This window comes from Cronobacter sakazakii (genome assembly GCF_000982825.1).
GTDB lineage: Bacteria > Pseudomonadota > Gammaproteobacteria > Enterobacterales > Enterobacteriaceae > Cronobacter > Cronobacter sakazakii.
The window spans coordinates 613,452-638,160 of the sequence record NZ_CP011047.1 but is presented as its reverse complement, the minus strand read 5'-3'; the positions used below and the strand labels follow the sequence as shown (position 1 = coordinate 638,160).

Sequence of the window (24,709 nt, the reverse complement as noted above, 5' to 3'; positions counted from 1 at the left end):
TGGCACTTTCGGGGAGGCACAAAAAATAAAGGCCAGCAGAGCTGGCCTTGTGCAGGGAAACGGGGCTTATTTCTCTTGCAGGCCCAGTTTCTTCTCCAGATAGTGGATGTTTGTGCCACCGTGCTGGAAGTTTTCATCGTTCATGATGCGGGTCTGCAGATCAACGTTGGTTTTGATGCCGTCGATGATCAGCTCCTGCAGGGCGTTACGCATACGGGCCAGGGCCACGTCGCGGTTTTCGCCATAGCAGATGAGCTTGCCGATCATGGAATCGTAATACGGCGGTACGGTATAACCGGCGTAGATATGCGATTCCCAACGAACGCCAAAGCCGCCCGGCGCATGGAAGCGCGTGATTTTACCCGGGCTTGGCAGGAACGTGTTCGGGTCTTCGGCGTTGATACGGCACTCGACCGCATGGCCTTTGACTACGACTTCTTCCTGTTTGATAGAGAGCGGCTGACCGGCAGCGATACGCAGCTGCTCTTTGATCAGGTCAACGCCTGTGATCATCTCGGTCACCGGATGCTCTACCTGAATACGGGTGTTCATCTCAATGAAGTAGAACTCGCCGTTTTCAAACAGGAACTCGAACGTACCCGCGCCGCGGTAGCCGATATCGACACACGCTTTCGCGCAGCGCTCGCCGATGTAGCGGCGCAGTTCCGGGGTAATGCCCGGTGCCGGCGCTTCTTCGACGACTTTCTGGTGACGACGCTGCATGGAGCAGTCGCGTTCCGCCAGATAGATAGCGTTGCCCTGACCGTCCGCCAGCACCTGAATTTCGATGTGACGTGGGTTTTCCAGGTACTTCTCCATGTAGACCATATCGTTGTTGAAAGCGGCTTTCGCTTCCGCTTTGGTCATGGAGATAGACTGCGCCAGTTCAGCATCGCTGCGCACAACGCGCATACCGCGACCGCCGCCGCCGCCGGACGCTTTGATAATGACCGGGTAGCCGATGCGTTTCGCATGGGCGCGGTTCTTATCCATATCATCGCCCAGCGGGCCGTCGGAGCCCGGTACGGTCGGTACGCCCGCTTTCTTCATGGCAGTAATCGCAGACACTTTGTCGCCCATCAGGCGAATCGTGTCGGCTTTCGGGCCAATGAAGATAAAGCCGGACTGCTCAACCTGCTCGGCGAAGTTGGCGTTCTCAGAGAGGAAGCCATAGCCCGGGTGAATCGCCACGGCGCCGGTAATTTCAGCGGCAGCGATGATGGCCGGGATGTTCAGATAGCTTTTGACTGACGGCGCCGGACCGATACACACGGTCTCGTCTGCCAGCAGTACGTGTTTCAGGTCGCGATCCGCGGTGGAATGCACAGCGACGGTCTTGATGCCCAGTTCTTTACAGGCACGAAGAATACGCAGTGCGATTTCGCCGCGGTTAGCGATGACAATTTTATCCAGCATGTTCGCCTCGTTATTCGATGACAACCAGCGGCTCGTCAAATTCTACTGGCTGACCGCTTTCCACCAGGATCGCTTTCACGACGCCCGCTTTGTCGGATTCGATCTGGTTCATCATTTTCATCGCTTCAACGATGCATAGGGTGTCGCCTACGTTGACTTTCTGGCCTACTTCCACAAACGCTTTCGCATCCGGGCTCGGGGTACGATAGAAGGTACCAACCATCGGGGAACGTACGATGTGACCACTGACTTCTGCGGCAGCCGGCGCTTCTGCTGCCGGAGCGGCGGCAGGAGCAACAGCGTTGGACAGGGCTTGCGGCTGCTGCTGCATCATCGGCGCGGCATACGCCTGCTGCATCACCGGGAAGCCTGTATTGGCCGGGGAGCGGCTGATACGTACAGACTCTTCGCCTTCAGAAATTTCCAGTTCAGCGATGCCTGATTCTTCAACCAGCTCGATCAGTTTTTTAATCTTACGAATATCCATGAGTGGGTTCCGTACTCTTGTTTAGTGTGATTGTGACAGGCGTTTGACCGCCGTCTGTAACGCATAGGTATAGCCATCGGCACCTAATCCGCAGATGACGCCGGCGGCAATATCCGAAAGGTATGAATGATGCCGGAAAGGCTCTCGGGCGTGCACATTGCTCAGGTGGATCTCGATAAACGGGATATTCACCGACAGCAGCGCGTCGCGCAGCGCCACGCTGGTATGCGTAAACGCGGCCGGATTGATCAGGATATAGTCAATCTTGTCTTTAGCCTGATGAATTCGGTCGATAAGCGCATATTCAGCGTTGGATTGCAGGTGATCGAACGAGACATTCAACTGCTTTGCAACAGCGGCGAGCTCGTTAACAATTTGTTCAAGCGTCTGTGTACCGTACTTCTCCGGCTCACGCGTGCCCAGCATGTTAAGGTTCGGGCCGTTTAAAAGCAAAATGTGAAATTTCTCGGTCATCCTGGCGCTATCTCCTGCCATCTTCCGGTAAATGTCAAAATATACCTTCATCGTCTGGTTGTCACCCGTCGGCGTGTAAAAAGCCGTGGGTGAAAAACCAAAGTCGCACATTATAACGATTTCGTAGCATTTGGCAGCTAAATACTGGTCTTATCAGGGAAGATTATCAACCACCCTCAGGAAAACGTTATCGGGTAATAACAGAAGTGCGGGAAAACGCACATAAACGCGTCACGTTCGCCACCATTGGCGCAGCTTTTTATAGCGCCATGCCAGCAGAACGATCGCGCCCAGTGCGTAAAGGACAGGTTGCGGCGACAGAATCTTCACTGACCACAGGTAGTGAATCGGGGCGAGGATCGCAACCAGATAGATGAAGTTATGCAATGTTTGCCACCGGCGACCCAGTTTTCGCTGCGCCGCCTGGAAAGAAGTGAGCGCCAGCGCCAGCAGAATAAGCCAGCTGACAACACCCAGCGTCAGGTAAGGGCGCGAAACCAGTTCGCTGCCAAGCAGCGACAGATTGCTAAGCCCCAGCTCCAGCAGCGAATAGCTCACCAGGTGCAGCGTCGCCCACGCAAAACACCATAAGCCCAGCAGACGCCGGGTGCGGATAAGCAGCGGCTGCTTAAGAAGGCGCGTAAGCGGCGTCACCAGAAGCGTGGCGAGCAGCAGTTTTAGCGCCATTCTGCCGGTAAAATGCTGAATATCTTTCGCCGGATCGGCGCTGAACAAGCCCTGGCTTGCGGCATAAAAAAGCCACACCAGCGGTAAAAATGCGGCGAGATGCAGCGCCACTTTCAGCCAGGTAATCTGTTTTGCCGTTAAACGCACTCAGAAGTTCTCCCGCAGATCGAGGCCTTTATAGAGCGACGCCACCTCATCGGCGTAGCCGTTAAAAAGTAGCGTCGGCTGGCGCTTCACATCCAGTACGCCGCCTGCGCCGATGACACGCTCGCTGGCTTGCGACCAGCGCGGATGATCGACATGCGGATTCACGTTGGCGTAAAAACCATATTCATCCGGTGCCGCCATATTCCACGTCGTTGGCGGGCGCTCGCGGGTCAACGTAATGCTGACGATCGATTTAATGCCTTTAAAGCCATATTTCCACGGTACGGTGAGACGCACCGGCGCGCCGTTTTGCGGCGGCAGGGCTTTACCGTAGACGCCGGTCGTCAGCATCGTGAGCGGGTGCATCGCCTCATCAAGGCGCAGCGCTTCGACGTACGGATACTCCAGCCCGCCGCCGATAAAGCGGTCTTTCTGGCCCGGCATAATATCGGGCGCGTAGAGCGTTTTGAACGCGACATATTTCGCATTGCTGGTGGGCTCCACCAGCGCGAGCAGTTTATGCAGCGGGAAACCTATCCACGGCACCACCATCGACCAGGCTTCGACGCAGCGCATCCGGTAGATGCGCTCTTCAAGCGGAAACTTTTTAGTGAGGTCGTCGTGATCCAGCGTCAGCGGTTTCGCCACTTCTCCGCCTATTTTCAGCGTCCACGGGTTGGTTTTCAGACTGCCGGCGTTCGCGGCCGGGTCGGCTTTATCCAGCCCAAATTCATAGAAGTTGTTATAGCCGGTGACTTTATCTTCCGGTGTCAGGTCAAGCTTCGCCTGGTATTGCGCAGGACGCGTGAAATCAAGCGGCGCGCCGGCGGGCGCTTTAGGCCGGTCGTTTCCTTTAAACCAGGAGAGCACATCCGCGTGTGCGGCGGTGGGCAGCGAGAGCGCTGCGGTAGTGATACCCAGGGCTTTCAGCACCTGACGGCGCTGCATAAAGAAAGCCGACTCGGCGGTGACATCGGCTTCGGTTAAACGGCTGACTTTTTTCATGACCGGCTCCGCAAAAACGATACGTAACGCTACCGCTTAATCATGACAGGGCTCAAGTCAGCCTGCGAGTGAAGAGGTTAATTATCTGTAAATAAATTTTAGCTTAGCGAATTTTTACCAGCGTCCGGCCCTGCGCGCGGTTGCTGATAATGGCTTCAGCGAATTCAGCCGCCTGATCGAGCGTGATTTCGGTCGCGCTCTGCTGATAAAACGAGGATGGCAGATCGCGCACCAGGCGCTGCCATGCTTCAAGGCGACGCGGCGCAGGCGTCATCACGGAATCCACGCCCTGGAGGCGCACGTTGCGCAGGATAAAAGGCATCACCGTGGTGGGCAGCGCAAAACCGCCCGCAAGGCCGCAGGCCGCCACGCAGCCGCCGTAATTCGTCTGCGCCAGCACTTTCGCCAGAACTTTATCGCCGACGGTGTCTACCGCGCCTGCCCACAGCTGTTTCTCCAGCGGGCGGCTTTCTGTGAATTCGTCACGGCCCACAATCCGGCTGGCGCCGAGGCTTTGCAGGTAATCATGTGTGCTTTCACGCCCGGAAACCGCCACAACCTGATACCCGAGGTTATGCAACAGCGCCACCGCCGTGCTGCCTACGCCGCCGCTTGCGCCGGTGACAAGCACCTCGCCGCTTTCCGGTCGCACACCCGCGTCTTCCAGCGCCATCACGCACAGCATCGCGGTAAAGCCCGCCGTGCCGATGATCATCGCCTGACGGCCATCCAGCCCCTGCGGCAGCGGCACCAGCCAGTCGGCTTTTACTCGCGCCGTTTCGGCAAGGCCACCCCAGTGGTTTTCGCCAACGCCCCAGCCGGTCAGCAGCACCTGCTGGCCTGGCGTAAAGCGCGCGTCCGCGCTGTCGCGCACGACGCCTGCGAAATCGATACCCGGTACCATCGGAAATTCACGAATGATTTTGCCTTTGCCGGTAATCGCCAGGGCGTCTTTATAGTTAAGGCTTGACCAGTCGATATCGACCGTCACTTCTGCCTGCGGCAGCATCGCTTCTTCTACTGGTTTCACGCAGGCCAGCGTTTTGCCATCCTGCTGTTCGAGAAGTAACGCCTTCATGTTAACGCTCCTTAAAAACGACTTAAGTGGGAAAATCATTCCTGAGGACTATACTCGCATATTGAAACCTTATGCCGATTTGCCGCAAGAAAACTGCATAGCCGCGCCACCATTTCTGGTAGTATGCGCGGTTCGATATTCAAAGTTAGCACTCACTTTCAACCTGTCCATTAGCGTGAAGAACCGAAAGGCGGTTCCCCCGCGTGACACCCAACCACGGAGTTAACACAAGGATGCGCTTAACGACGAAATTCTCCGCCTTTGTCACGCTGCTGGTCGGTATGGCGATGCTGGTGACGCTGCTTGGCTGCTCACTCAGCTTTTTTAACGCCATTCAGCATAAAGTGACGCAGCGCGTCGCGTCGGTGGCTTCCATTGTGGATAACGAACTGGTTTCCCAGTCTCCGCAGATGATGCAGTCCCGGCTTGATGAAATTATGGTGCCACTGGATATCGTGCGAATCGAGTTCGCGCTGGGCGATAAAATTGTGTTCAGCCATACGAGACCCGAAAGCTATCGGGAATCGCCCTTTCAGACCCGTGCCCGCCAGCTTTCTGTTCCTTTGATTAAACACCCCGGCATGACGCTGCGTTTAACCTGGCAGGATCCGCTGGCCAACTATTATCGTTCTCTGTTGACTACCGCGCCGCTGACGCTGGCTTTTGCCCTGATGGTCGTCATCATTTATATCTCTGTACGCTGGATCAAACGTCAGCTCGCAGGGCAGGAACTGCTGGAAGGCCGCGCGGTGCGCATCCTCAATGGCGAACGTGGCGCGAATGCGCGCGGCAATATTCATGAATGGCCCACCCACGCCAGCAGCGCGCTGGATGTCTTGCTGACCGAATTACAGCGTGCCGGAGAACAGCGCAGCCGCATGGATACGCTGATCCGTGCCTTCGCAGCCCAGGATGCCAAAACCGGGCTGAGCAACCGCATCTTCTTTGATAATCAACTGGCGACCCTGCTGGAAGAGCAGGATAACGCCGTGACGCACGGCGTGGTGATGATGATCCGCCTGCCAGATTTCGACATGCTGCGTGATAGCTGGGGAAAAACCGCCGTTGAAGAGTATCTCTTCACGCTTATCAACATGCTTTCTACTTTTATTATGCGCTACCCCGGCGCGCTGCTGGCGCGGTATTTCCGCAGCGATTTTGCCGTACTGTTGCCGCATCGCACGCTTAAAGAAGCCGACAGCATCGCCAGCCAGTTACTGAAAGCGGTGGGGGCGCTGCCGCCGACCCGGATGCTGGACAGCAGCGATATGCTGCATATCGGCATTTGCGCCTGGCGCAGCGGACAGACGACCGAACAGGTCATGGAACACGCCGAAGTGGCGGCCCGCAACGCGGTATTGCAGGGCGGCAACGGCTGGGCGGTCTATGACAGTACGCTGCCGGAAAAAGGGCGCGGCAACGTGCGCTGGCGCACTTTAATTGAAAACGCACTGCAGCGCGGCGGCCCGCGTTTTTATCAAAAACCGGCCGTATTGCGCGACGGCTATGTGCATCATCGCGAATTAATGTGCCGTATTTTTGACGGTGAAGAAGAGGTGCTGGCGGCAGAGTATATGCCGATGGTGCAGCAGTTTGGTCTGGCAGAACAGTATGATCGCCAGCTGATTACCCGCGTTCTGCCTTTCCTGCGCTTCTGGCCGGACGAAACGCTGGCGCTGCCGGTCACGGTCGAGTCGTTGATCCGTCCGCCGTTCCAGCGCTGGCTGCGCGACACATTGATGCAGTGCGAAAAATCGCATCGAAAACGCATTCTTTTTGAACTTGCCGAGGCAGATGTTTGTCAACATCTCAGCCGTTTACAACCGGTTGTGCGTTTAATCAGGGCGCTTGGGCTTCGCATCGCGGTGGTCCAGGCGGGATTAACGGTGGTCGGCACGGCCTGGATAAAAGCGCTGGATGTGGAAATTATCAAGCTGCATCCGGGGCTGGTGCGGGATATCAACAAGCGCACCGAAAACCAGCTTTTTGTACAGAGTCTGGTGGAGGCGTGCAACGGAACGCAGACGCGGGTTTTTGCCGCCGGCGTCAGAACCAAAAGTGAATGGCAGACGCTGGTCGAGCGTGGCGTGACGGGAGGTCAGGGCGATTTTTTTGCCGCCTCGCAACCTCTCGATACTAATGTGAAAAAATATTCGCAAAGATACTCGGTTTGACCTGCCGTTTAACTTGTTTTCACGTAGAATAACGCGCGCTGCATCTTAAGGGGGCGTACGCCTGCCGGCCAGAGTGTCGCAGCATATTAACGCAGGCTTTCATTCTTCACGTATAAGACGTCGTCGGGCCAGCAACGCTCACGAAATCGTCAGCCGGAAAGGCCGGGGCGACGACGGTTTAACAGAAGAAAAGCCGCACTATTTTTCACCGATGCAGAACATTTTTTGCGCCTTGTCGCTGCTTCGTGTGGTTGGTAAAGTAAGCGGATTTTGTTTTCCGCCCCAGCTTTCAGGATTATCCCTTAGTATGTTTAAAAAATTTCGTGGCATGTTTTCCAATGACCTGTCCATTGACCTGGGTACCGCGAATACCCTTATCTATGTAAAAGGGCAAGGCATCGTACTGAATGAGCCTTCCGTGGTCGCCATTCGCCAGGATCGTGCCGGCTCGCCGAAGAGCGTTGCGGCCGTTGGTCATGAAGCGAAGCAGATGCTTGGCCGTACGCCGGGCAATATCGCCGCTATCCGCCCGATGAAAGATGGCGTGATCGCCGATTTCTTTGTCACGGAAAAAATGCTTCAGCACTTCATTAAGCAAGTGCACAGCAACAGCTTTATGCGCCCGAGCCCGCGCGTGCTGGTGTGTGTGCCGGTCGGCGCGACTCAGGTTGAACGCCGTGCTATCCGCGAATCCGCACAGGGCGCAGGCGCGCGTGAAGTGTTCCTGATTGAAGAGCCGATGGCGGCCGCGATTGGCGCGGGTCTGCCGGTGTCTGAAGCGACCGGTTCTATGGTGGTGGATATCGGTGGTGGTACGACCGAAGTGGCGGTTATCTCCCTGAACGGCGTGGTGTACTCCTCCTCCGTGCGTATCGGCGGCGACCGTTTTGACGAAGCCATCATTAATTATGTGCGCCGTAACTACGGCTCGCTTATCGGTGAAGCCACCGCTGAGCGTATCAAACATGAAATCGGCTCCGCCTACCCGGGCGACGAAGTCCGCGAAATCGAAGTTCGCGGCCGTAACCTGGCAGAAGGCGTTCCGCGCGGTTTCACCCTGAACTCTAACGAAATTCTCGAAGCGCTGCAGGAACCGCTGACTGGTATCGTCAGCGCCGTTATGGTCGCGCTGGAACAGTGCCCGCCAGAACTGGCTTCCGACATCTCCGAGCGCGGCATGGTACTGACCGGCGGCGGCGCGCTGCTGCGTAACCTTGACCGTTTGCTGATGGAAGAGACCGGCATTCCGGTCGTGGTGGCGGAAGATCCGCTCACTTGCGTGGCCCGAGGCGGCGGCAAGGCGCTGGAAATGATCGACATGCACGGCGGCGACCTGTTCAGCGAAGAGTAACAGCCGCAGGAAAGGGCAACTCAGGTTGCCCTTCTTGTTGGTTTGGGAATACGCATAGCCTATGAAGCCAATTTTTAGCCGTGGCCCGTCGCTACAGATTCGCCTTATTCTGGCGGTGCTGGTGGCGCTTGGTGTCATCATCGCCGACAGCCGCCTCGGTACGTTCAGTCAGATTCGGACGTACATGGATACCGCCGTCAGTCCTTTCTACTTTATCTCCAACGGTCCACGTGAATTACTCGACAGCGTCTCGCAAACGCTGGCGTCCCGCGATCAGCTTGAGCTGGAAAACCGGGCGCTGCGTCAGGAGTTGCTGCTGAAGAACAGCGAAATTCTGATGCTTGGCCAGTACAAGCAGGAAAACGCGCGCCTGCGCGAACTGCTCGGCTCGCCGCTGCGTCAGGATGAACAGAAAATGGTGACGCAGGTGATCTCGACCGTCAACGATCCTTACAGCGATCAGGTCGTGATCGATAAAGGCAGCGTCAATGGCGTTTATGAAGGCCAGCCGGTCATCAGCGATAAAGGCGTGGTGGGTCAGGTGGTCGCCGTGGCGAAACTTACCAGCCGTGTGCTGCTTATCTGCGACGCCACCCACGCGCTGCCTGTTCAGGTGCTGCGTAATGACATTCGCGTCATTGCGGCCGGTAGCGGTTGTACCGACGATTTACAGCTGGAGCATCTTCCTGCCAATACCGATATTCGCGTCGGCGATGTGCTGGTGACCTCCGGTCTCGGCGGCCGTTTCCCGGAAGGGTATCCGGTTGGCGTGGTCTCATCCGTGAAGCTCGACACCCAGCGCGCGTATACCGTCATTCAGGCGCGTCCGACCGCCGGTCTGCAACGTCTGCGTTATCTGCTGCTGCTGTGGGGAGCCGATCGCGAAGGTAAAAATCCGATGACGCCGGAGGAAGTGCATCGCGTGGCGAACGAACGCCTGATGCAGATGATGCCGCAGGTACTGCCATCGCCGGATGCGATGGGGCCGCCTGCGCCTGCTGCGCCAAACGCGGGATCACCCACCGCGACGCCGTCTGGCGGCGCGACTCCCGCACAGGGAGGACAGTAGTGGCGAGCTACCGTAGTCAGGGGCGCTGGGTTATCTGGCTCTCTTTTTTAATCGCGCTGCTGTTGCAGATTATGCCCTGGCCGGATGCGATTATCGTTTTCCGGCCTAACTGGGTGCTGCTGATTCTGCTGTACTGGATCCTCGCGCTGCCGCATCGCGTAAATGTTGGCACGGGTTTTGTGATGGGTGCCATACTGGATCTTATCAGCGGCTCTACGCTGGGGGTTCGCGCCCTTTCACTGAGTATCATCGCCTATCTGGTCGCGCTGAAATTTCAGCTTTTCCGCAACCTGGCGCTCTGGCAACAGGCGCTGGTCGTGATGCTGTTGTCGCTGGCGGCGGATATTATCGTCTTCTGGGCGGAATTCCTGGTTATCGATGTGGCTTTCCGGCCTGAAGTCTTCTGGAGCAGCGTTGTGAATGGCGTGCTCTGGCCGTGGATATTCCTGCTGATGCGCAAAGTACGCCAACAGTTTGCTGTACAATAAAGGACAGATATGACAGATCTTTATCTCGCCTCGGGCTCACCGCGTCGTCAGGAGCTGCTGGGAATGCTGGGCGTTACGTTTGAACGTCTGGTGCCGGGAGTTGAGGAACAGCGCGGCGCGCAGGAAGCGCCGCAGGATTATGTCACCCGTCTGGCCCGCGACAAAGCCCGTGCTGGCGTCGTGCTGGCCGCGCGCGATCTCCCTGTGCTTGGCGCCGATACGATCGTCGTGCTGGATGGCGACGCGCTGGAAAAACCGCGCGACGCCGCCCATGCGGCAGAGATGCTGCGCAGGCTCTCCGGGCAAACGCATGAAGTGATGACCGCCGTCGCGCTTGCTGATAAACAGCGCGTGTGTGAGCGTCTGGTCATTACCCGCGTGACGTTCCGGGCGCTGACGGCGCAGGACATCGCGGCGTATGTCGAAAGCGGCGAGCCGATGGACAAAGCGGGCGCATACGGGATTCAGGGGCTGGGCGGCTGTTTTGTCAGACGTATAGAAGGAAGCTACCACGCGGTGGTAGGGCTTCCGCTGGTAGAAACCTGGGAATTGCTGAGCGAATTCAACTCACTGCGTGAGGGATAAACAAGATGACGGCTGAATTGTTGGTTAACGTTACCCCGTCGGAAACCCGGGTGGCGTACATTGATGGCGGTATTTTGCAGGAAATTCACATTGAGCGTGAAGCGCGCCGCGGGATAGTAGGCAATATCTACAAAGGTCGGGTCAGTCGCGTTCTTCCGGGAATGCAGGCGGCATTTGTAGATATTGGCCTCGATAAAGCCGCGTTTCTTCACGCCTCCGACATCATGCCGCACACCGAATGCGTGGCGGGCGACGAGCAGAAAAACTTCACCGTTCGCGATATCTCAGAGCTGGTGCGCCAGGGGCAGGATCTCATGGTGCAGGTGGTGAAAGATCCGCTCGGCACCAAAGGCGCGCGTCTCACCACCGACATCACGCTGCCGTCGCGCTATCTGGTTTTTATGCCGGGCGCATCGCACGTCGGCGTCTCTCAGCGTATTGAAAGCGAAACCGAGCGCGAGCGCCTGAAACGCATCGTGGCGGATTACTGCGACGAGCAGGGCGGCTTTATTATTCGTACCGCCGCCGAAGGTGTGTGCGAAGAAGATTTGGCGTCTGATGCCGCCTATCTGAAACGCGTCTGGACCAAAGTGATGGAGCGTAAAAAGCGCCACCAGACGCGCTATCAGCTTTACGGTGAACTGGCGCTGGCCCAGCGTGTACTGCGCGATTTCGCGGTCGCCCAGCTTGACCGCATCCGCGTCGATTCCCGTCTGACCTATGAAATGCTGCTGGAATTTACGGCGGAGTATATGCCGGAGATGACCAGCAAGCTTGAACACTATAGCGGCCGTCAGCCGATTTTCGATCTCTATGACGTTGAGAATGAAATCCAGCGCGCGCTGGAGCGTAAAGTGGAGCTGAAATCCGGCGGCTATCTGATCATCGATCAGACCGAAGCGATGACGACGATTGATATCAACACCGGCGCTTTTGTCGGCCATCGCAATCTCGACGACACCATTTTCAACACTAATATCGAAGCGACGCAGGCGATTGCCCGCCAGCTGCGTCTGCGCAATCTCGGCGGCATTATCATCATCGATTTCATCGATATGAGTAATGAAGATCACCGCCGCCGCGTGCTGCACTCGCTTGAGCAGGCGCTGAGCAAGGATCGCGTGAAAACCAGCATCAACGGCTTCTCGCAGCTCGGCCTGGTGGAAATGACCCGCAAACGTACCCGCGAAAGTATTGAACATGTGCTGTGTAATGACTGTCCAACCTGTCATGGTCGCGGCACCGTGAAAACGGTAGAAACCGTCTGCTATGAAATCATGCGCGAAATCGTGCGCGTGCATCACGCTTACGACTCTGACCGCTTCCTGGTTTACGCGTCGCCTGCGGTGGCGGAGGCGCTGAAAAGCGATGAATCCCATGCGCTGGCCGAAGTGGAGATTTTTGTCGGTAAACAGGTTAAGGTGCAAATCGAACCGCTCTATAACCAGGAGCAGTTCGACGTGGTCATGATGTAGCGCACAGCGGTCGACTGTGTGAGTGAAGGTACCGCCGCGGCGGCTGACAAGGAGAGAAGGGTGAGGCGACTGCCGGGCATTTTGCTACTCACAGGCGCAACGCTGATTGTTATCGTCGCACTGATGGTGAGTGGACTGCGCCTCGCGCTGCCACATCTCAACACCTGGCGGCCCACGCTGCTGGAGAAAATCTCCAGCGCGACCGGCGTTCCCGTACAGGCGAGCCATGTTGACGCCGCCTGGCAAACCTTCGGCCCGACGCTCGACGTGCGTGATATCCGCGCGCAGCTCAGCGACGGCGGCAACGTTTCCGTCAGGCGCGTCACGGTCGCGCTGGATGTCTGGCAAAGCCTGCTGCATCTGCGCTGGCAGTTTCGCGATCTCACCTTTTACCAGCTCCAGGTGCGTACCAACACGCCAATCAAACAGCGCGAAGGCGGCAACCCGCTGGAAGGCAACAAACTCAGCGATCTCTTCTTCCGTCAGTTCGATCACTTCGATCTGCGCGACAGTACACTCAGCTTTATCACGATATCCGGCCAGCGCGCCGAACTCGCTGTTCCTCAGTTAACCTGGCTTAACGGGAAAAATCGTCACCGCGCCGAAGGCCAGGTCAGCCTCTCCAGTCTTACCGGTCAGCATGGCGTGATGCAGGTGCGCATGGATCTGCGCGATGACAACGGCCTGCTGAATCGCGGTACGGTCTGGATGCAGGCGGATGATGTGGATGTTAAGCCCTGGCTTGGCCAGTGGATGAAAGATAACGTCGATCTGACCAGCGCGCAGTTCAGCCTCGAAGCGTGGATGACGCTGCGTGACGGCGAAGTGGCGGGCGGCGATATCTGGCTTAAGCAGGGCGGCACAACGTGGCGTGGCGAGGATCGCAATCATCGTCTTTCGGTGGATAATCTGACCGCGCACATCAGCCGTGCCGATGACGCCTGGCAGGTCGCCATCCCGCAGACGCGCGTGACCGTGGACGATAAGCCCTGGCCCGCAGGTTCGCTGAATCTGGCCTGGCTTGCCGATCAACCGGTCGACGGCGACAAAGTCCGGCGCAGCGACGAACTGCGCGTACGCGCCAGCCATCTTGAACTGAGCGGGCTTGAAGGGTTTTTACCGCTTGCAACAAGGCTTGCGCCCTCGCTTGGCGAAGTGTGGGGCAGCACGCGCCCGAAAGGGAAAATTGATGCGCTGGCGCTCGATATCCCACTTCAGGCGACCGACAAAACGCGTTTTCTGGCCCGCTGGAGCGATCTCTCCTGGCAGCAGTGGAAACTTCTGCCTGGCGCGGAGCATTTCTCCGGCTCAGTTTCCGGCACGCTGGAGCATGGCCAGGCGACGGTCAATATGACTGACGCCCGGATGCCGTACCAGACGGTGTTCCGCGCGCCGCTGGAGATTGCGCGCGGTGAGGCGACGCTGGACTGGCGCAACGATGCGCAAGGCTTCACGCTTGCCGGTAAACATCTTGATGTGCAGGCGCATTCCCTGTGGGCGCGTGGTGATTTCCGCTATCAGCAGCCGAAAAACGGCCAGCCCTGGCTGGAAATACTGGCAGGCATTAAGACCTCCGATGCCGCCCAGGCCTGGCGCTACTTCCCGGAAAACCTGATGGGTAAAGATCTCGTCGATTACCTGAGCGGCGCGATTCAGGGCGGACAGGTGGAGAACGCCACGCTGGTCTATGTCGGTAACCCGCAGCACTTCCCATATAAACAAAACGACGGTCAGTTTGAAGTCTATGTGCCGCTGCACAACGCCACCTACGCGTTCCAGCCGGACTGGCCCGCGCTGAAAGATTTCGCTATTAATCTCGATTTTCGCAATGACGGGCTGTGGATGGCGGCGCCGCAGGTCATGCTTGGCGGCGTTACGGGTAAAAACCTGACGGCCGTTATCCCGGACTACTCGCAGGAAAAACTCTTTATCGATGCCGATATCGCCGGGCCGGGTAAAGCAGTCGGGCCTTACTTTAAAGAGACGCCGCTTGCAGATTCTCTGGGCACGACGCTGGACGAGCTCCAGCTCGACGGCGATGTGAATGCTCGCTTACATCTCGACATTCCGCTGGATGGCACCATGACGACCGCGAAGGGCGACGTCTGGCTGCGCAATAACGCGCTGTTTGTGAAGCCGCTGAACAGTACGCTGCATAACCTGAACGGCAAATTCAGCTTCGTGAACGGCAATCTGCAGAGCGAACCGTTAACGGCCACCTGGTTTAACCAGCCGCTGAATATCGACTTCTCGACCCGTGAAGAGCCGAAAGCTTATCAGGTGGAAGTGAACATGAACGGCGACTGGCAGCCCACGCGCACCGGCCTTCTGCCGAAGCCGATGAACGACGCGCTTAGCGGCAGCATTCCCTGGAACGGCAAAGTGGCGATTTCGCTGCCTTATCATGCGGGCGTAAATTATCAGGTCGATATCACCGGCGATCTGAAGAATGTAAGCAGTCACTTACCTGAGCCGGTTGAAAAGCCCGCAGGTAAAGCGCTGCCGTTTAAAGTGCGCGCGAAAGGCGATCTCAAAAGCTTTGATGTGACCGGCAACGCCGGGGCGGAAAACCATTTCAACAGCCGCTGGCTGCTCGGGCGCAAACTGACGCTGGACAGGGCTATCTGGGCCTCTGACAGCCGCACCACGCCGCCGCTGCCGGAAAACCGCGGCGTTGAGCTGAATCTGCCTGCGATGGATGGTGCGCAGTGGCTGGCGCTCTTTAACCAGGGCGCGGCCGAGAAGGTCAGCAGCACGACGCTGTTCCCGGAAGCGATAACGCTGCGCACCCCGGCGCTGACCTTCGGCGGACAGCGCTGGAATAACCTCAGCATCATGACGAAGCCGCAGACAGGCGGTACGGAAGTTTCCGCTCAGGGCCGTGAAATTAACGGTCGCCTGCTGATGCGCGACGGCGCGCCGTGGCTTGCGAATATCGACTATCTCTATTACAACCCGAGCCACGCGGATGAAGCGACCACGGTGTTGACCACGTCCTCCGGGCAAAAAACGCAGGCCGTGGATTTCAGCCACTGGCCAAATCTGGCGCTGCGCTGCGCCGAGTGCTGGCTCTGGGGACAGAAATATGGCCGCATCGACGGCGATTTCACCATCAATGGCGATACGCTGTCGCTCGCGAACGGTCTGCTGGATACCGGCTTCGCGCGCCTGACGATGGAAGGCGAATGGGTTAACCGTCAGGATGCCATGCGCACCTCGGTAAAAGGCGTGCTGAAAGGCAAACAGCTTGATGCGGCGACCAATTTCTTCGGCGTGAAAACGCCGCTTCAGGGATCATCGTTTAATGTCGATTACGATCTCCACTGGCGCGACGCGCCGTGGAAACCGGATGAAGCTTCACTGAATGGCGTGCTGCATACTCGCCTCGGCAAAGGACAGATCGCCGATCTGGGCACCGGCCACGCGGGGCAACTGCTGCGCCTGCTGAGCTTCGATGCGCTGCTGCGCAAGCTGCGCTTTGACTTCAGCGATACCTTCGGCGAAGGTTTTTATTACGACTCGATTCGCAGCACGGTCTGGATCAAAGACGGTATCATGCACACTGAAGATACGCTGGTGGATGGCCTGGAAGCGGATATCGCCATGAAAGGCTCCGTTAACCTGCCCGCCCGGACGCTGGATATGGAAGCGGTTGTGGCACCAGAAATCTCCGCGACGGTCGGCGTGGCGGCGGCGTTCGCCGTGAACCCGATTGTCGGCGCGGCGGTGTTTGCCGCCAGCAAAGTGCTCGGCCCGCTGTGGAATAAAATCTCCGTACTGCGCTATCACATCACCGGGCCAATCGATAAGCCGCAAATCAACGAAGTGATGCGCCAGCCGCGTGCGCAAGCGGCGCAATGATTTGACGCCGCGGCGGAATTACCGCAAGCTCGCCTGATAACCTTTTTCATTGCCCGTGCGGGCAGGACCAAGAGAGTAGCAAATAATGAGTCTGAACCTGGTAAGTGAGCAGCTACTGTCTGCCAATGGCCTGAGCCATCAGGATCTCTTCTCCATCCTGGGCCAGCTTTATGAGCGCCGCCTGGATTACGGCGATCTTTACTTTCAGTCCAGTTATCACGAATCCTGGGTTTTAGAAGACCGTATCATCAAAGACGGCTCTTACAATATCGACCAGGGCGTTGGCGTACGCGCCATCAGCGGCGAGAAAACCGGTTTCGCGTATGCCGATCAGATTAGCCTGCTGGCGCTGGAGCAGAGCGCGCAGGCCGCGCGCAGCATCGTGCGCGAGCAAGGCGAAGGGCGCATTAAAACCCTGAGCGCCGTGGACTATTCGCCGCTCTACACCACGCTCGATCCGCTGCAAAGCATGAGCCGTGAAGAGAAGCTCGATATTTTGCGCCGTGTCGATAACGCCGCGCGCGCCGCCGACAAGCGCGTCCAGGAAGTAAGCGCGAGCCTGACCGGCGTCTATGAACTGATTCTGGTGGCGGCGACGGACGGTACGCTGGCGGCTGACGTGCGCCCGCTGGTGCGCCTTTCCGTGAGCGTACAGGTGGAAGAAGACGGCAAGCGTGAGCGCGGCTCCAGCGGCGGCGGCGGCCGTTTCGGCTACCAGTGGTTTATGGAGAATACCGACGGCGAAATACGTGCTGAAGCCTGGGCGAGAGAAGCGGTGCGCATGGCGCTGGTAAACCTGAGCGCGGTGGCGGCACCTGCCGGCACGCTGCCGGTTGTGCTGGGCGCGGGCTGGCCGGGCGTGCTGCTCCATGAAGCCGTCGGTCACGGTCTGGAAGGCGACTTCAACCGTCGCGGCACGTCGGTTTTCAGCGGTCAAATGGGCGAGCTTGTGGCGTCTGAACTCTGTACTGTGGTGGATGATGGTACGCTTGCCAATCGCCGTGGTTCTCTCGCGATTGATGACGAAGGCGTGCCGGGCCAGTACAACGTGCTGATCGAAAACGGCATCCTGAAAGGTTATATGCAGGATAAGCTCAACGCGCGCCTGATGGGCGTCGCGCCGACCGGTAACGGCCGCCGCGAATCTTACGCGCACCTGCCGATGCCGCGCATGACCAATACTTACATGCTGGCCGGGAAATCCACGCCGCAGGAGATTATCGAATCCGTGGATTACGGGATCTTCGCGCCGAATTTCGGCGGCGGCCAGGTGGATATCACCTCCGGTAAGTTCGTCTTCTCGACGTCGGAAGCGTATCTCATCGAAAACGGTAAAGTGACGAAGCCGGTGAAAGGCGCGACGCTTATCGGCTCCGGCATCGAGGCGATGCAGCAGATTTCGATGGTCGGTAACGACGTGAAGCTTGATAACGGCGTCGGCGTCTGCGGTAAAGAAGGCCAGAGCCTGCCGGTGGGCGTCGGTCAGCCGACGCTGAAGGTCGATAACCTCACGGTCGGCGGCACGGCGTAAGCATGTGGTATAGCCCCTCCGTTTGCGAGGGGCGAGACACTCAGGCGCGGCTCTCTTTTCCCTTCACGTTTCTTCCCCGCATCTCCTGGTATACCTGCGCCACTTTCACGAAATAGTCGTTGAGCGCGTTTATACACACTTGCACCTTAAGCGGCAGTTTGTCCTTTTCGGTATAGAGCGCGTAGACCGGACGCGGGTCGGACTGGTAGCGCGGAAACAGGATCTCCAGTTCTCCGCTGTTGATCTCGTCGATCACCCACATCAGCGGCACATACGCAATGCCGGCGCCCGCCTTCAGCCAGCGGGAGAGGGTCATCGGATCGTTAGTGACAAAACGCCCCTGCGGCAGCAGACGGGTGGAAATGCCTTCCGGCGCGATAAGCTCGAATTCATTGTCCGGGCGTACGCTATATTCAAGCCATGAATGATTGGCGAGGTCGGCGGGTTTTTCCGGCGTGCCCGCCTGGGCGAGATAGCTTTTGGCCGCGCAGACAACCATCGGCATTGAGCCGAGGCGCTTCGAAAACAGGCTAGAATCCTGCAGCGCACCGACGCGGATCACCACGTCCAGCCCGTCGGCGATGAGATCGGGTGCCGGAATACCGGTCACCAGGTTGACCGACAGCCCCGGATAGTCGCGCAGCATTTCGGCGGTCAGAGACGCCAGCACATTTTGCGCCATGGTTGAAGAACAGCCGATCCGCAGCGTGCCGATAGGGCTATTATTAAAAGCGTATAACTGTTCATGCACTTCCTGTACTTCATGCAGCATACGACGGCAGCCCTGGTAGTAGATCCGGCCTGCCTCGGTTAAGCCAATGCTGCGGGTGCTGCGGTTTAACAGCTTGACCTGCAACTCATCTTCCAGTTTCGATACCGTCTGACTGATAGAGGAGACGCTCATCTCAAGCTGCCTGGCGGCGCTGGTAAACGAGCCCAGCTCCACCACTTTGGCGAACACCGACATTCTTTTTAGTCGTTCCATTATTCACTCTGGCTTAAAAGTGATTTAGATCACATATCATAGATAACTTACTATCAGTTACGCTAATATATTATTTCCAACATAACTACACCGCACTCTCGCCCGGCCATTCCTGGTCACTCGTTGCGGAATATAGTTTAAAAATCAATCGCCTGCACGCAAATCAAGGTCAACATGAGTCTTTTTCCGGTCATTGTGATATTCGGTCTTTCCTTTCCGCCGATCTTTTTTGAGCTTCTGCTGTCGCTGGCGATTTTCTGGCTGGTGCGCCGCGCGCTGATCCCGACCGGGATTTACGATTTCGTCTGGCATCCGGCGTTATTTAATACGGCGCTCTACTGCTGTCTGTTTTATCTGCTGTCGCGCTTGTTTGTCTGAGGTTGATGTGAAACTACTAACAACAAAAATCACCCGCACAGCCATCACCGTGGTGCTGGTCGTGCTCGCCTTCATCGCCATTTTTCGCGCCTGGAGTTTTTATACCGAATCGCCCTGGACGCGTGATGCGCGCTTCAGCGCCGATGTGGTCGCCATCGCGCCTGACGTCGCCGGGCTTATCACATCGGTGGACGTGCATGACAACCAGCTGGTGAAAAAAGATCAGGTGCTTTTCACTATAGACCAGCCGCGCTACCAGAAGGCGCTGGAAGAAGCCGAAGCCGATGTCGCGTATTACCAGGCGCTGGCCAATGAAAAACGCCGCGAGGCGGGCCGTCGTAACCAGCTCGGCATTCAGGCGATGTCGCGTGAAGAGATAGACCAGGCGAACAACGTGCTGCAAACCGTGCTGCATCAGCTGGCGAAAGCCGAAGCGACGCGCGATCTGGCGAAGCTTGACCTGCAACGCACCGTGATCCGTGCACCGGCGGATGGCTGGGTCACCAACCTTAACGTTTACACCGGCGAATTTATTACGCGCGGCTCCACGGCGGTGGCGCTGGTTAAGCAGAACAGCTTCTACGTTCAGGCTTATATGGAAGAGACCAAGCTTGAAGGCGTGCGTCCTGGCTTTCGCGTAGAGATTACGCCGCTTGGCAGCAATAACGTGCTGCATGGCACCGTCGACAGCGTCTCGGCAGGCGTGACAAACGCGAGTAGCACCCGTGATGCCAAAGGTATGGCGACCGTCGATTCCAACCTTGAATGGGTGCGTCTGGCACAGCGCGTACCGGTACGCATTCGCCTCGATAAACAGCCCGGCAACCTCTACCCGGCTGGCACGACGGCGACCGTCGTGGTGACGGGGGAGCGGGATCGTGACCGCAGCCAGGAATCGGCTTTTAACAAGCTGATGCACCGTCTGCGCGAATTCGGCTAATGATGATGGGCTTTTTATCAATCGATCCCCGGCATCTGCGCTTTGCGATAAAGCTCGCCACCGCCATTGTGCTGGCGCTGTTCGTCGGGTTTCACTTTCAGCTTGAGACGCCGCGTTGGGCGGTGCTGACCGCGGCGATTGTAGCCGCGGGTCCGGCGTTTGCCGCAGGCGGCGAGCCGTGGTCCGGCGCTATCCGCTATCGCGGGATGCTCCGCATCATCGGGACATTCATCGGCTGTATCGCCGCGCTGGTGATGATCATTGGCACCATTCGCGCGCCGGTCGTGATGCTGACGCTTTGCTGCGTCTGGGCCGGTTTCTGCACCTGGGTCTCGTCGCTGGTGAAAGTCGAAAACTCGTACGCCTGGGGGCTTGCGGGTTATACGGCGCTGATTATCGTCATCACGATCCAGACTGAACCGCTGCTCGCGCCGCAGTTCGCGCTGGAGCGCTGCAGTGAAATCGTGCTCGGGATCTTCTGCGCGATTATCGCCGATCTGCTGTTCTCACCACGCTCCATTAAAAAAGAGATCGACCGTGAGCTGGACGCGCTGCTGGTGGAGCAGTTTCGCCTGATGCAGCTCTGCATGGCCCACGGCGACAGCGAAGCGGTGGACAAAGCCTGGGGCGCGCTGGTGCGCCGCACCGCCGCGCTCGACGGCATGCGGGTGAACCTGAATATGGAGTCGTCGCGCTGGGTGCGTGCGAACCGCCGCCTTAAGGCGCTCAATACGCTCTCGCTGACGCTCATTACCCAGGCCTGCGAGACGTATCTCATCCAGAACACCCGCCCGGAGTCGATAGCGCCGGAATACCGCGAGCTGTTTGTCGAGCCGGTGGAAACTGCCGCGGACGTCCATCGCCGCCTGAAATTCATCCGCCGCGTGCTCTCCTGGACCGGCGAGCACGACACGCCGGTGACGATTTACACCTGGGTGGGCGCGGCCACACGTTATCTGCTGCTCAAGCGCGGCGTGATCACCAACGCGAAAATCAGCGCGGTGGAAGAGGACGTATTGACCGACGAAGTGGTGGTTAAAGCGCCGTCGGCGGAGCGCCACCACGCCATGATCAACTTCTGGCGCACGACGGTGTCGTGCCTGCTGGGCACGCTCTTCTGGCTGTGGACCGGCTGGACCTCCGGCAGCGGCGCGATGATCATGATTGCGGTTGTGACGGCGCTGGCGATGCGCCTGCCGAACCCGCGCATGGTGTCGCTCGATTTTCTCTACGGGATGCTCGTCGCGCTGCCGCTCGGGGCGTTCTATTTTCTGGTCGTGCTCCCTTCGACTCAGCAGAGCATGTTGCTGCTGTGTATCAGCCTGGCGCTGCTCGGCTTTTTTATCGGCATCGAAGTGCAAAAGCGGCGGCTCGGTTCCATGGGCGCGCTGGCGGGCACCATCAATATTCTGGTGCTGGATAACCCGATGACCTTTCATTTCAGCCAGTTCCTCGACAGCGCGCTCGGGCAACTGGTGGGCTGTGTGCTGGCGATGATGGTGATTCTGGTGATCCGCGATAATTCGCAGGCGCAGACCGGCCGCATGTTGCTGAACCAGTTTGTCTCGGCGGCGGTTTCTTCGCTCACCACTAACAAAGCGCGGCGCAAAGAAAACCATCTGCCTGCGCTGTATCAGCAGCTCTTTTTACTGCTGAGCAAATTCCCGGATGACGTGGCGAAGTTTCGCCTGGCGTTGAATCTCATCATCGCGCACCAGCGCCTGCGCGAAGCGCCGGTGCCGGTCAATGACGATCTCTCGGCGTTTCACCGTCAGTTGAGACGCACGGCGGACCGGGTCATTTCCGCCTCCAGCGATGAAAAACGACGCGCGACGTTCCGCCAGTTGCTGGATGAGCTGGCCGTCTACCAGGAGAAGTTACATGTCTGGGCAGCGCCGCAGTCGGTGATTGATTCTGTGAAGCGGCTGACCGATATGCTTCATAAATATCAGCAGGCTTTTACCAACACGTAATGCCAAAACCGACGCCCAAAGCGTCGGTTTTTTTCTGTCTATACTTACCTCCATCCACGGAATTTCACGTGCAGGAGGGGACAATGACCGCACAAGCATTTGCAGAATATGCGTTTTTCAAAACCGGCTATTTTGTCGACGGGAAATGGCACAGCGCGCAGGAGACCTTCGATGTGCTGAACCCGGCGACGGGCGACGTCATCGCGCAGGTTGCGAAAGCGGGAAAAAAAGAGACCGAGGCCGCTATCGCCGCCGCCAGCCGCGCGTTCCCTGCCTGGCGCGCCAAAACCGCGAAAGAACGTTCTGAAATTCTCTATCGCTGGTATCAACTCATCATTGAAAACAAGCGCGCGCTTGGCGAGCTGATGACGAGTGAGCAGGGCAAGCCGCTGAAAGAAGCCGAAGGCGAAGTGGAATACGCCGCGAGCTTTATTCAGTGGTTCGCCGAGCAGGCCAAACGCGCCAACGGCGAAATCATTCCACCCGTGAAGCCTGGCTCGCGTATCCTGGCGACCCGCGAGCCGGTCGGCGTGGTGGCGGCGATCACGCCCTGGAACTTCCCGATGGCGATGCTGACCCGCAAGCTTGGCCCGGCGCTCGCCGCGGGCTGCACCGGCGTGATTAAACCCGCTAACAATACGCCGCTCAGCGCCTTCGCGCTGGTGGCGCTGGCGCAACAGGCAGGCGTGCCGGACGGCGTGCTGAACGCGGTGGCGGGCAGTACATCGGAAATCAGCGACGCCATTATGGCAAGCCCGGATGTCCGCAAAATCTCCTTCACTGGCTCGACCGCTGTTGGCAAAACGCTGATGCGCAACGCCGCTGAAACGATGAAGAAAGTGTCGATGGAGCTTGGCGGCAATGCGCCGTACATCGTGTTTGACGATGCCGACATCGACGCGGCGGTCAAAGGCGCGGTCGCCAATAAATTCCGTAACGCAGGCCAGGTGTGCGTCAGCGTTAACCGTTTTTACATCCAGGAAGGCGTTTATGACCGTTTCGTCAATCAACTGTCGGAAGCGGTAAAAGCGCTAAAAGTGGGCAACGGCATGGAAGACGGCGTGATCGTCGGGCCGCTTATCGAGCAATCGGCGATCGATAAAGTGCGTGAGCATGTGGAAGACGCGGTCGCGAAGGGCGCGAAAGTGCTGACCGGCGGCAAACCGCATGCGCTCGGCGGTAATTTCTGGCAGCCGACCGTGCTTATTGATGCCAGTGACGACATGAAGCTGGCGCAGGAAGAGACGTTCGGCCCGCTGGCGGCTTGCTTTAGCTTTAAAACCGAAGAGGAAGTTATCGCGCGGGCCAACAATACGCCTTATGGCCTCGCCGCTTACTTTTACACTCAGAACCTTCAGCGCGTGTTCCGCGTCTCACAGCAGCTGGAAAGCGGCATGATTGGCGTTAACGAATGTGCCGTTTCGACCGAGGTGGCGCCGTTCGGCGGCGTGAAGGAGTCAGGGCTTGGGCGCGAAGGCTCTGTGCTGGGCCTCGATGAGTTTATGGAAGTGAAAACGCTGCATCTTGGCGGGTTATAAGCGTGGGGGCGGCATCACAGCCGCCCGCTAAACGTGGTGGCGACAATGAAAAGCTACAGTTTTGATTTCAGTACAATTGCCAGTCAGCAGGATTTCTATCGGGCATTTGCCGACACGTTTGGCATCGGGGCCGCGCGCGTAACGGATCTGGATAGTCTGTGGAAGGTGGTGATGGAAGAGGGGCTGCCGTTACCGCTGGAGATTGTCTTCCTGCATGTGACGGCGGAAGTGAAACGCCGCTTTGGCGCGCTGATTCTGCTGTTTGATGAAGCAGAAGAGGAGCTGGAAGGTCAGCTCCTCTTCAATATCCGGCAATAGCCATACTCCAAACCCTCAAAAAGGCCCCCGCGAAGCAGGGGCAAAAGTCGTCGGAGAAGACGACGAGGGTTTATTTGTACAGTTCTGCCGTGGCGTGCCAGTGATCGCCCTGAGTCAGCTCAGTGATGCGATAGCTGCTTGCGCCTTCTTTTTCTGCTTTAGCGGCCAGTTGCTGGCGAACATCCATCGGCGAGCCGCTCAGCTGTGTCACGGAGACGGAGCCCATCGGCTGGAGATTTTGCGCCTGTTGCGCGTTGACTTGTTGTACTGCGGCGCTCGCACCAAAAGAGAGTACGGATGCAAGGCCCAGAGCAGCGATGGTAAATGTCGTTTTCATTATTCATTCCTCATGCAGGTGTGTTCAGCGGCCTTAATGGTTAGCGTACGATTTTTATCGGGCCGCTGAGAGGTATTACTTTCGTCGTGCGTAAACGCCTGACGGTTATAACGCTTATTTATAAAGCTCAGCAGTGGCGTGCCAGTGGTCGCCAGTACGGGCTTCAATCACGCGATACGCGGTTGCGCCTTTCGCTTCTGCTTTTTCATTCAGCATCGCACGCAGATCCATCGGAGCCGCGTTTACGGCGTCAACAGAAACGGTACCGATAGACTGACGATTCTGCGCCTGTTCTGCGTTGATGGAGTCCGCCGCGAAAGCGCCGAAGGACAGCATGGAGAGAAGTGTCAGGGCTGTTACAGTAGATTTAGTTTTCATGTTCTTTTCCTCGTCGTAATTGTTATCGGTGGGG

At 57.8% G+C, this 24,709-nt stretch carries 22 protein-coding genes; 13 read left to right on the top strand and 9 right to left on the bottom strand.

The features are described from left to right. Window positions 1-66: 66 nt before the first annotated feature. From accC to acuI, 6 genes are all read right to left on the bottom strand, one after another. Window positions 67-1,416, bottom strand: coding sequence for an acetyl-CoA carboxylase biotin carboxylase subunit (accC, locus tag CSK29544_RS02985; protein WP_007704799.1), 1,350 nt, complete (start codon window positions 1,414-1,416; stop codon window positions 67-69). A gap of 10 nt (window positions 1,417-1,426) precedes the next feature. Then, window positions 1,427-1,903 (bottom strand): acetyl-CoA carboxylase biotin carboxyl carrier protein, encoded by a 477-nt coding sequence (gene accB, locus CSK29544_RS02980; RefSeq protein ID WP_004387841.1) that lies wholly within the window; start codon window positions 1,901-1,903, stop codon window positions 1,427-1,429. Window positions 1,904-1,924: 21 nt separating this feature from the next. Next, complete coding sequence (aroQ, locus tag CSK29544_RS02975; RefSeq protein ID WP_004387840.1) at window positions 1,925-2,377, bottom strand: type II 3-dehydroquinate dehydratase; 453 nt, start codon at window positions 2,375-2,377, stop codon at window positions 1,925-1,927. A 231-nt stretch (window positions 2,378-2,608) separates the two neighbouring features. Then, a complete protein-coding gene (gene msrQ, locus CSK29544_RS02970; protein WP_004387839.1) occupies window positions 2,609-3,211 on the bottom strand; it encodes a protein-methionine-sulfoxide reductase heme-binding subunit MsrQ in 603 nt (200 codons plus the stop codon). Next, window positions 3,212-4,216 (bottom strand): protein-methionine-sulfoxide reductase catalytic subunit MsrP, encoded by a 1,005-nt coding sequence (msrP, locus tag CSK29544_RS02965; RefSeq protein WP_007795362.1) that lies wholly within the window; start codon window positions 4,214-4,216, stop codon window positions 3,212-3,214. It lies immediately after the preceding gene. Window positions 4,217-4,319: 103 nt separating this feature from the next. Continuing rightward, entirely contained in the window at window positions 4,320-5,294 is a 975-nt protein-coding gene (gene acuI / locus CSK29544_RS02960; protein ID WP_007888222.1) for an acrylyl-CoA reductase (NADPH), read from the bottom strand. Between the two features lie 233 nt (window positions 5,295-5,527). Between acuI and csrD the strand changes: the two genes are divergently transcribed. The 8 genes from csrD (at window position 5,528) to tldD (ending at window position 17,828) form a co-directional block, all read left to right on the top strand. Next, entirely contained in the window at window positions 5,528-7,468 is a 1,941-nt protein-coding gene (gene csrD, locus CSK29544_RS02955; RefSeq protein ID WP_029039431.1) for an RNase E specificity factor CsrD, read from the top strand. Window positions 7,469-7,775: 307 nt separating this feature from the next. Further along, entirely contained in the window at window positions 7,776-8,819 is a 1,044-nt protein-coding gene (mreB, locus tag CSK29544_RS02950) for a rod shape-determining protein MreB (protein ID WP_004385136.1), read from the top strand. 61 nt (window positions 8,820-8,880) lie between these two features. Then, window positions 8,881-9,888, top strand: a complete 1,008-nt coding sequence (mreC, locus tag CSK29544_RS02945; protein ID WP_007872749.1) for a rod shape-determining protein MreC — start codon at window positions 8,881-8,883, stop codon at window positions 9,886-9,888. Then, window positions 9,888-10,376 (top strand): rod shape-determining protein MreD, encoded by a 489-nt coding sequence (mreD, locus tag CSK29544_RS02940; RefSeq protein ID WP_004385134.1) that lies wholly within the window; start codon window positions 9,888-9,890, stop codon window positions 10,374-10,376. Before mreC ends, mreD begins: the two co-directional genes overlap by 1 nt. Before the next feature lie 9 nt (window positions 10,377-10,385). Then, window positions 10,386-10,961: a Maf family protein gene (locus CSK29544_RS02935; RefSeq protein WP_007888217.1), complete on the top strand. Its 576-nt coding sequence runs from the start codon at window positions 10,386-10,388 to the stop codon at window positions 10,959-10,961. A gap of 5 nt (window positions 10,962-10,966) precedes the next feature. After that, window positions 10,967-12,436: a ribonuclease G gene (gene rng / locus CSK29544_RS02930; RefSeq protein ID WP_004385132.1), complete on the top strand. Its 1,470-nt coding sequence runs from the start codon at window positions 10,967-10,969 to the stop codon at window positions 12,434-12,436. A gap of 60 nt (window positions 12,437-12,496) precedes the next feature. Next, window positions 12,497-16,297 (top strand): AsmA2 domain-containing protein YhdP, encoded by a 3,801-nt coding sequence (yhdP, locus tag CSK29544_RS02925; RefSeq protein ID WP_007888216.1) that lies wholly within the window; start codon window positions 12,497-12,499, stop codon window positions 16,295-16,297. An 85-nt stretch (window positions 16,298-16,382) separates the two neighbouring features. Beyond that, window positions 16,383-17,828, top strand: a complete 1,446-nt coding sequence (gene tldD, locus CSK29544_RS02920) for a metalloprotease TldD (protein WP_007888214.1) — start codon at window positions 16,383-16,385, stop codon at window positions 17,826-17,828. Window positions 17,829-17,868: 40 nt separating this feature from the next. On the opposite strand, the gene aaeR is transcribed toward tldD, so the two are convergent. Next, window positions 17,869-18,813, bottom strand: coding sequence for an HTH-type transcriptional activator AaeR (aaeR, locus tag CSK29544_RS02915; protein ID WP_004385129.1), 945 nt, complete (start codon window positions 18,811-18,813; stop codon window positions 17,869-17,871). 174 nt (window positions 18,814-18,987) lie between these two features. Here aaeR and aaeX point away from each other — a divergent pair, with 174 nt between their 5' ends. The 5 genes from aaeX to CSK29544_RS02890 all read left to right on the top strand — a co-directional run bounded on the left by aaeX (window position 18,988) and on the right by CSK29544_RS02890 (window position 23,960). After that, the gene (gene aaeX / locus CSK29544_RS02910) at window positions 18,988-19,191 is read left to right on the top strand and encodes a p-hydroxybenzoic acid efflux pump operon protein AaeX (RefSeq protein ID WP_004385128.1); all 204 of its coding nucleotides are present in this window, start codon (window positions 18,988-18,990) and stop codon (window positions 19,189-19,191) included. A gap of 7 nt (window positions 19,192-19,198) precedes the next feature. Beyond that, window positions 19,199-20,131: a p-hydroxybenzoic acid efflux pump subunit AaeA gene (gene aaeA / locus CSK29544_RS02905; protein WP_004385127.1), complete on the top strand. Its 933-nt coding sequence runs from the start codon at window positions 19,199-19,201 to the stop codon at window positions 20,129-20,131. A gap of 5 nt (window positions 20,132-20,136) precedes the next feature. Next, window positions 20,137-22,104, top strand: a complete 1,968-nt coding sequence (aaeB, locus tag CSK29544_RS02900) for a p-hydroxybenzoic acid efflux pump subunit AaeB (RefSeq protein ID WP_029039432.1) — start codon at window positions 20,137-20,139, stop codon at window positions 22,102-22,104. Between the two features lie 83 nt (window positions 22,105-22,187). Then, window positions 22,188-23,642: an NAD-dependent succinate-semialdehyde dehydrogenase gene (locus CSK29544_RS02895; RefSeq protein WP_007888202.1), complete on the top strand. Its 1,455-nt coding sequence runs from the start codon at window positions 22,188-22,190 to the stop codon at window positions 23,640-23,642. A gap of 45 nt (window positions 23,643-23,687) precedes the next feature. After that, window positions 23,688-23,960, top strand: coding sequence for a barstar family protein (locus CSK29544_RS02890; RefSeq protein WP_004385124.1), 273 nt, complete (start codon window positions 23,688-23,690; stop codon window positions 23,958-23,960). Between the two features lie 70 nt (window positions 23,961-24,030). On the opposite strand, the gene yhcN (CSK29544_RS02885) is transcribed toward CSK29544_RS02890, so the two are convergent. Together yhcN (CSK29544_RS02885) and yhcN (CSK29544_RS02880) are read right to left on the bottom strand one after the other, a co-directional pair. After that, window positions 24,031-24,297 carry a peroxide/acid stress response protein YhcN gene (gene yhcN, locus CSK29544_RS02885; protein ID WP_004385123.1) on the bottom strand — a complete coding sequence of 89 codons (267 nt, stop codon included), beginning with the start codon at window positions 24,295-24,297 and terminating at the stop codon, window positions 24,031-24,033. 114 nt (window positions 24,298-24,411) lie between these two features. Continuing rightward, window positions 24,412-24,675 carry a peroxide/acid stress response protein YhcN gene (gene yhcN / locus CSK29544_RS02880; RefSeq protein WP_004385122.1) on the bottom strand — a complete coding sequence of 88 codons (264 nt, stop codon included), beginning with the start codon at window positions 24,673-24,675 and terminating at the stop codon, window positions 24,412-24,414. Window positions 24,676-24,709 lie beyond the last annotated feature (34 nt).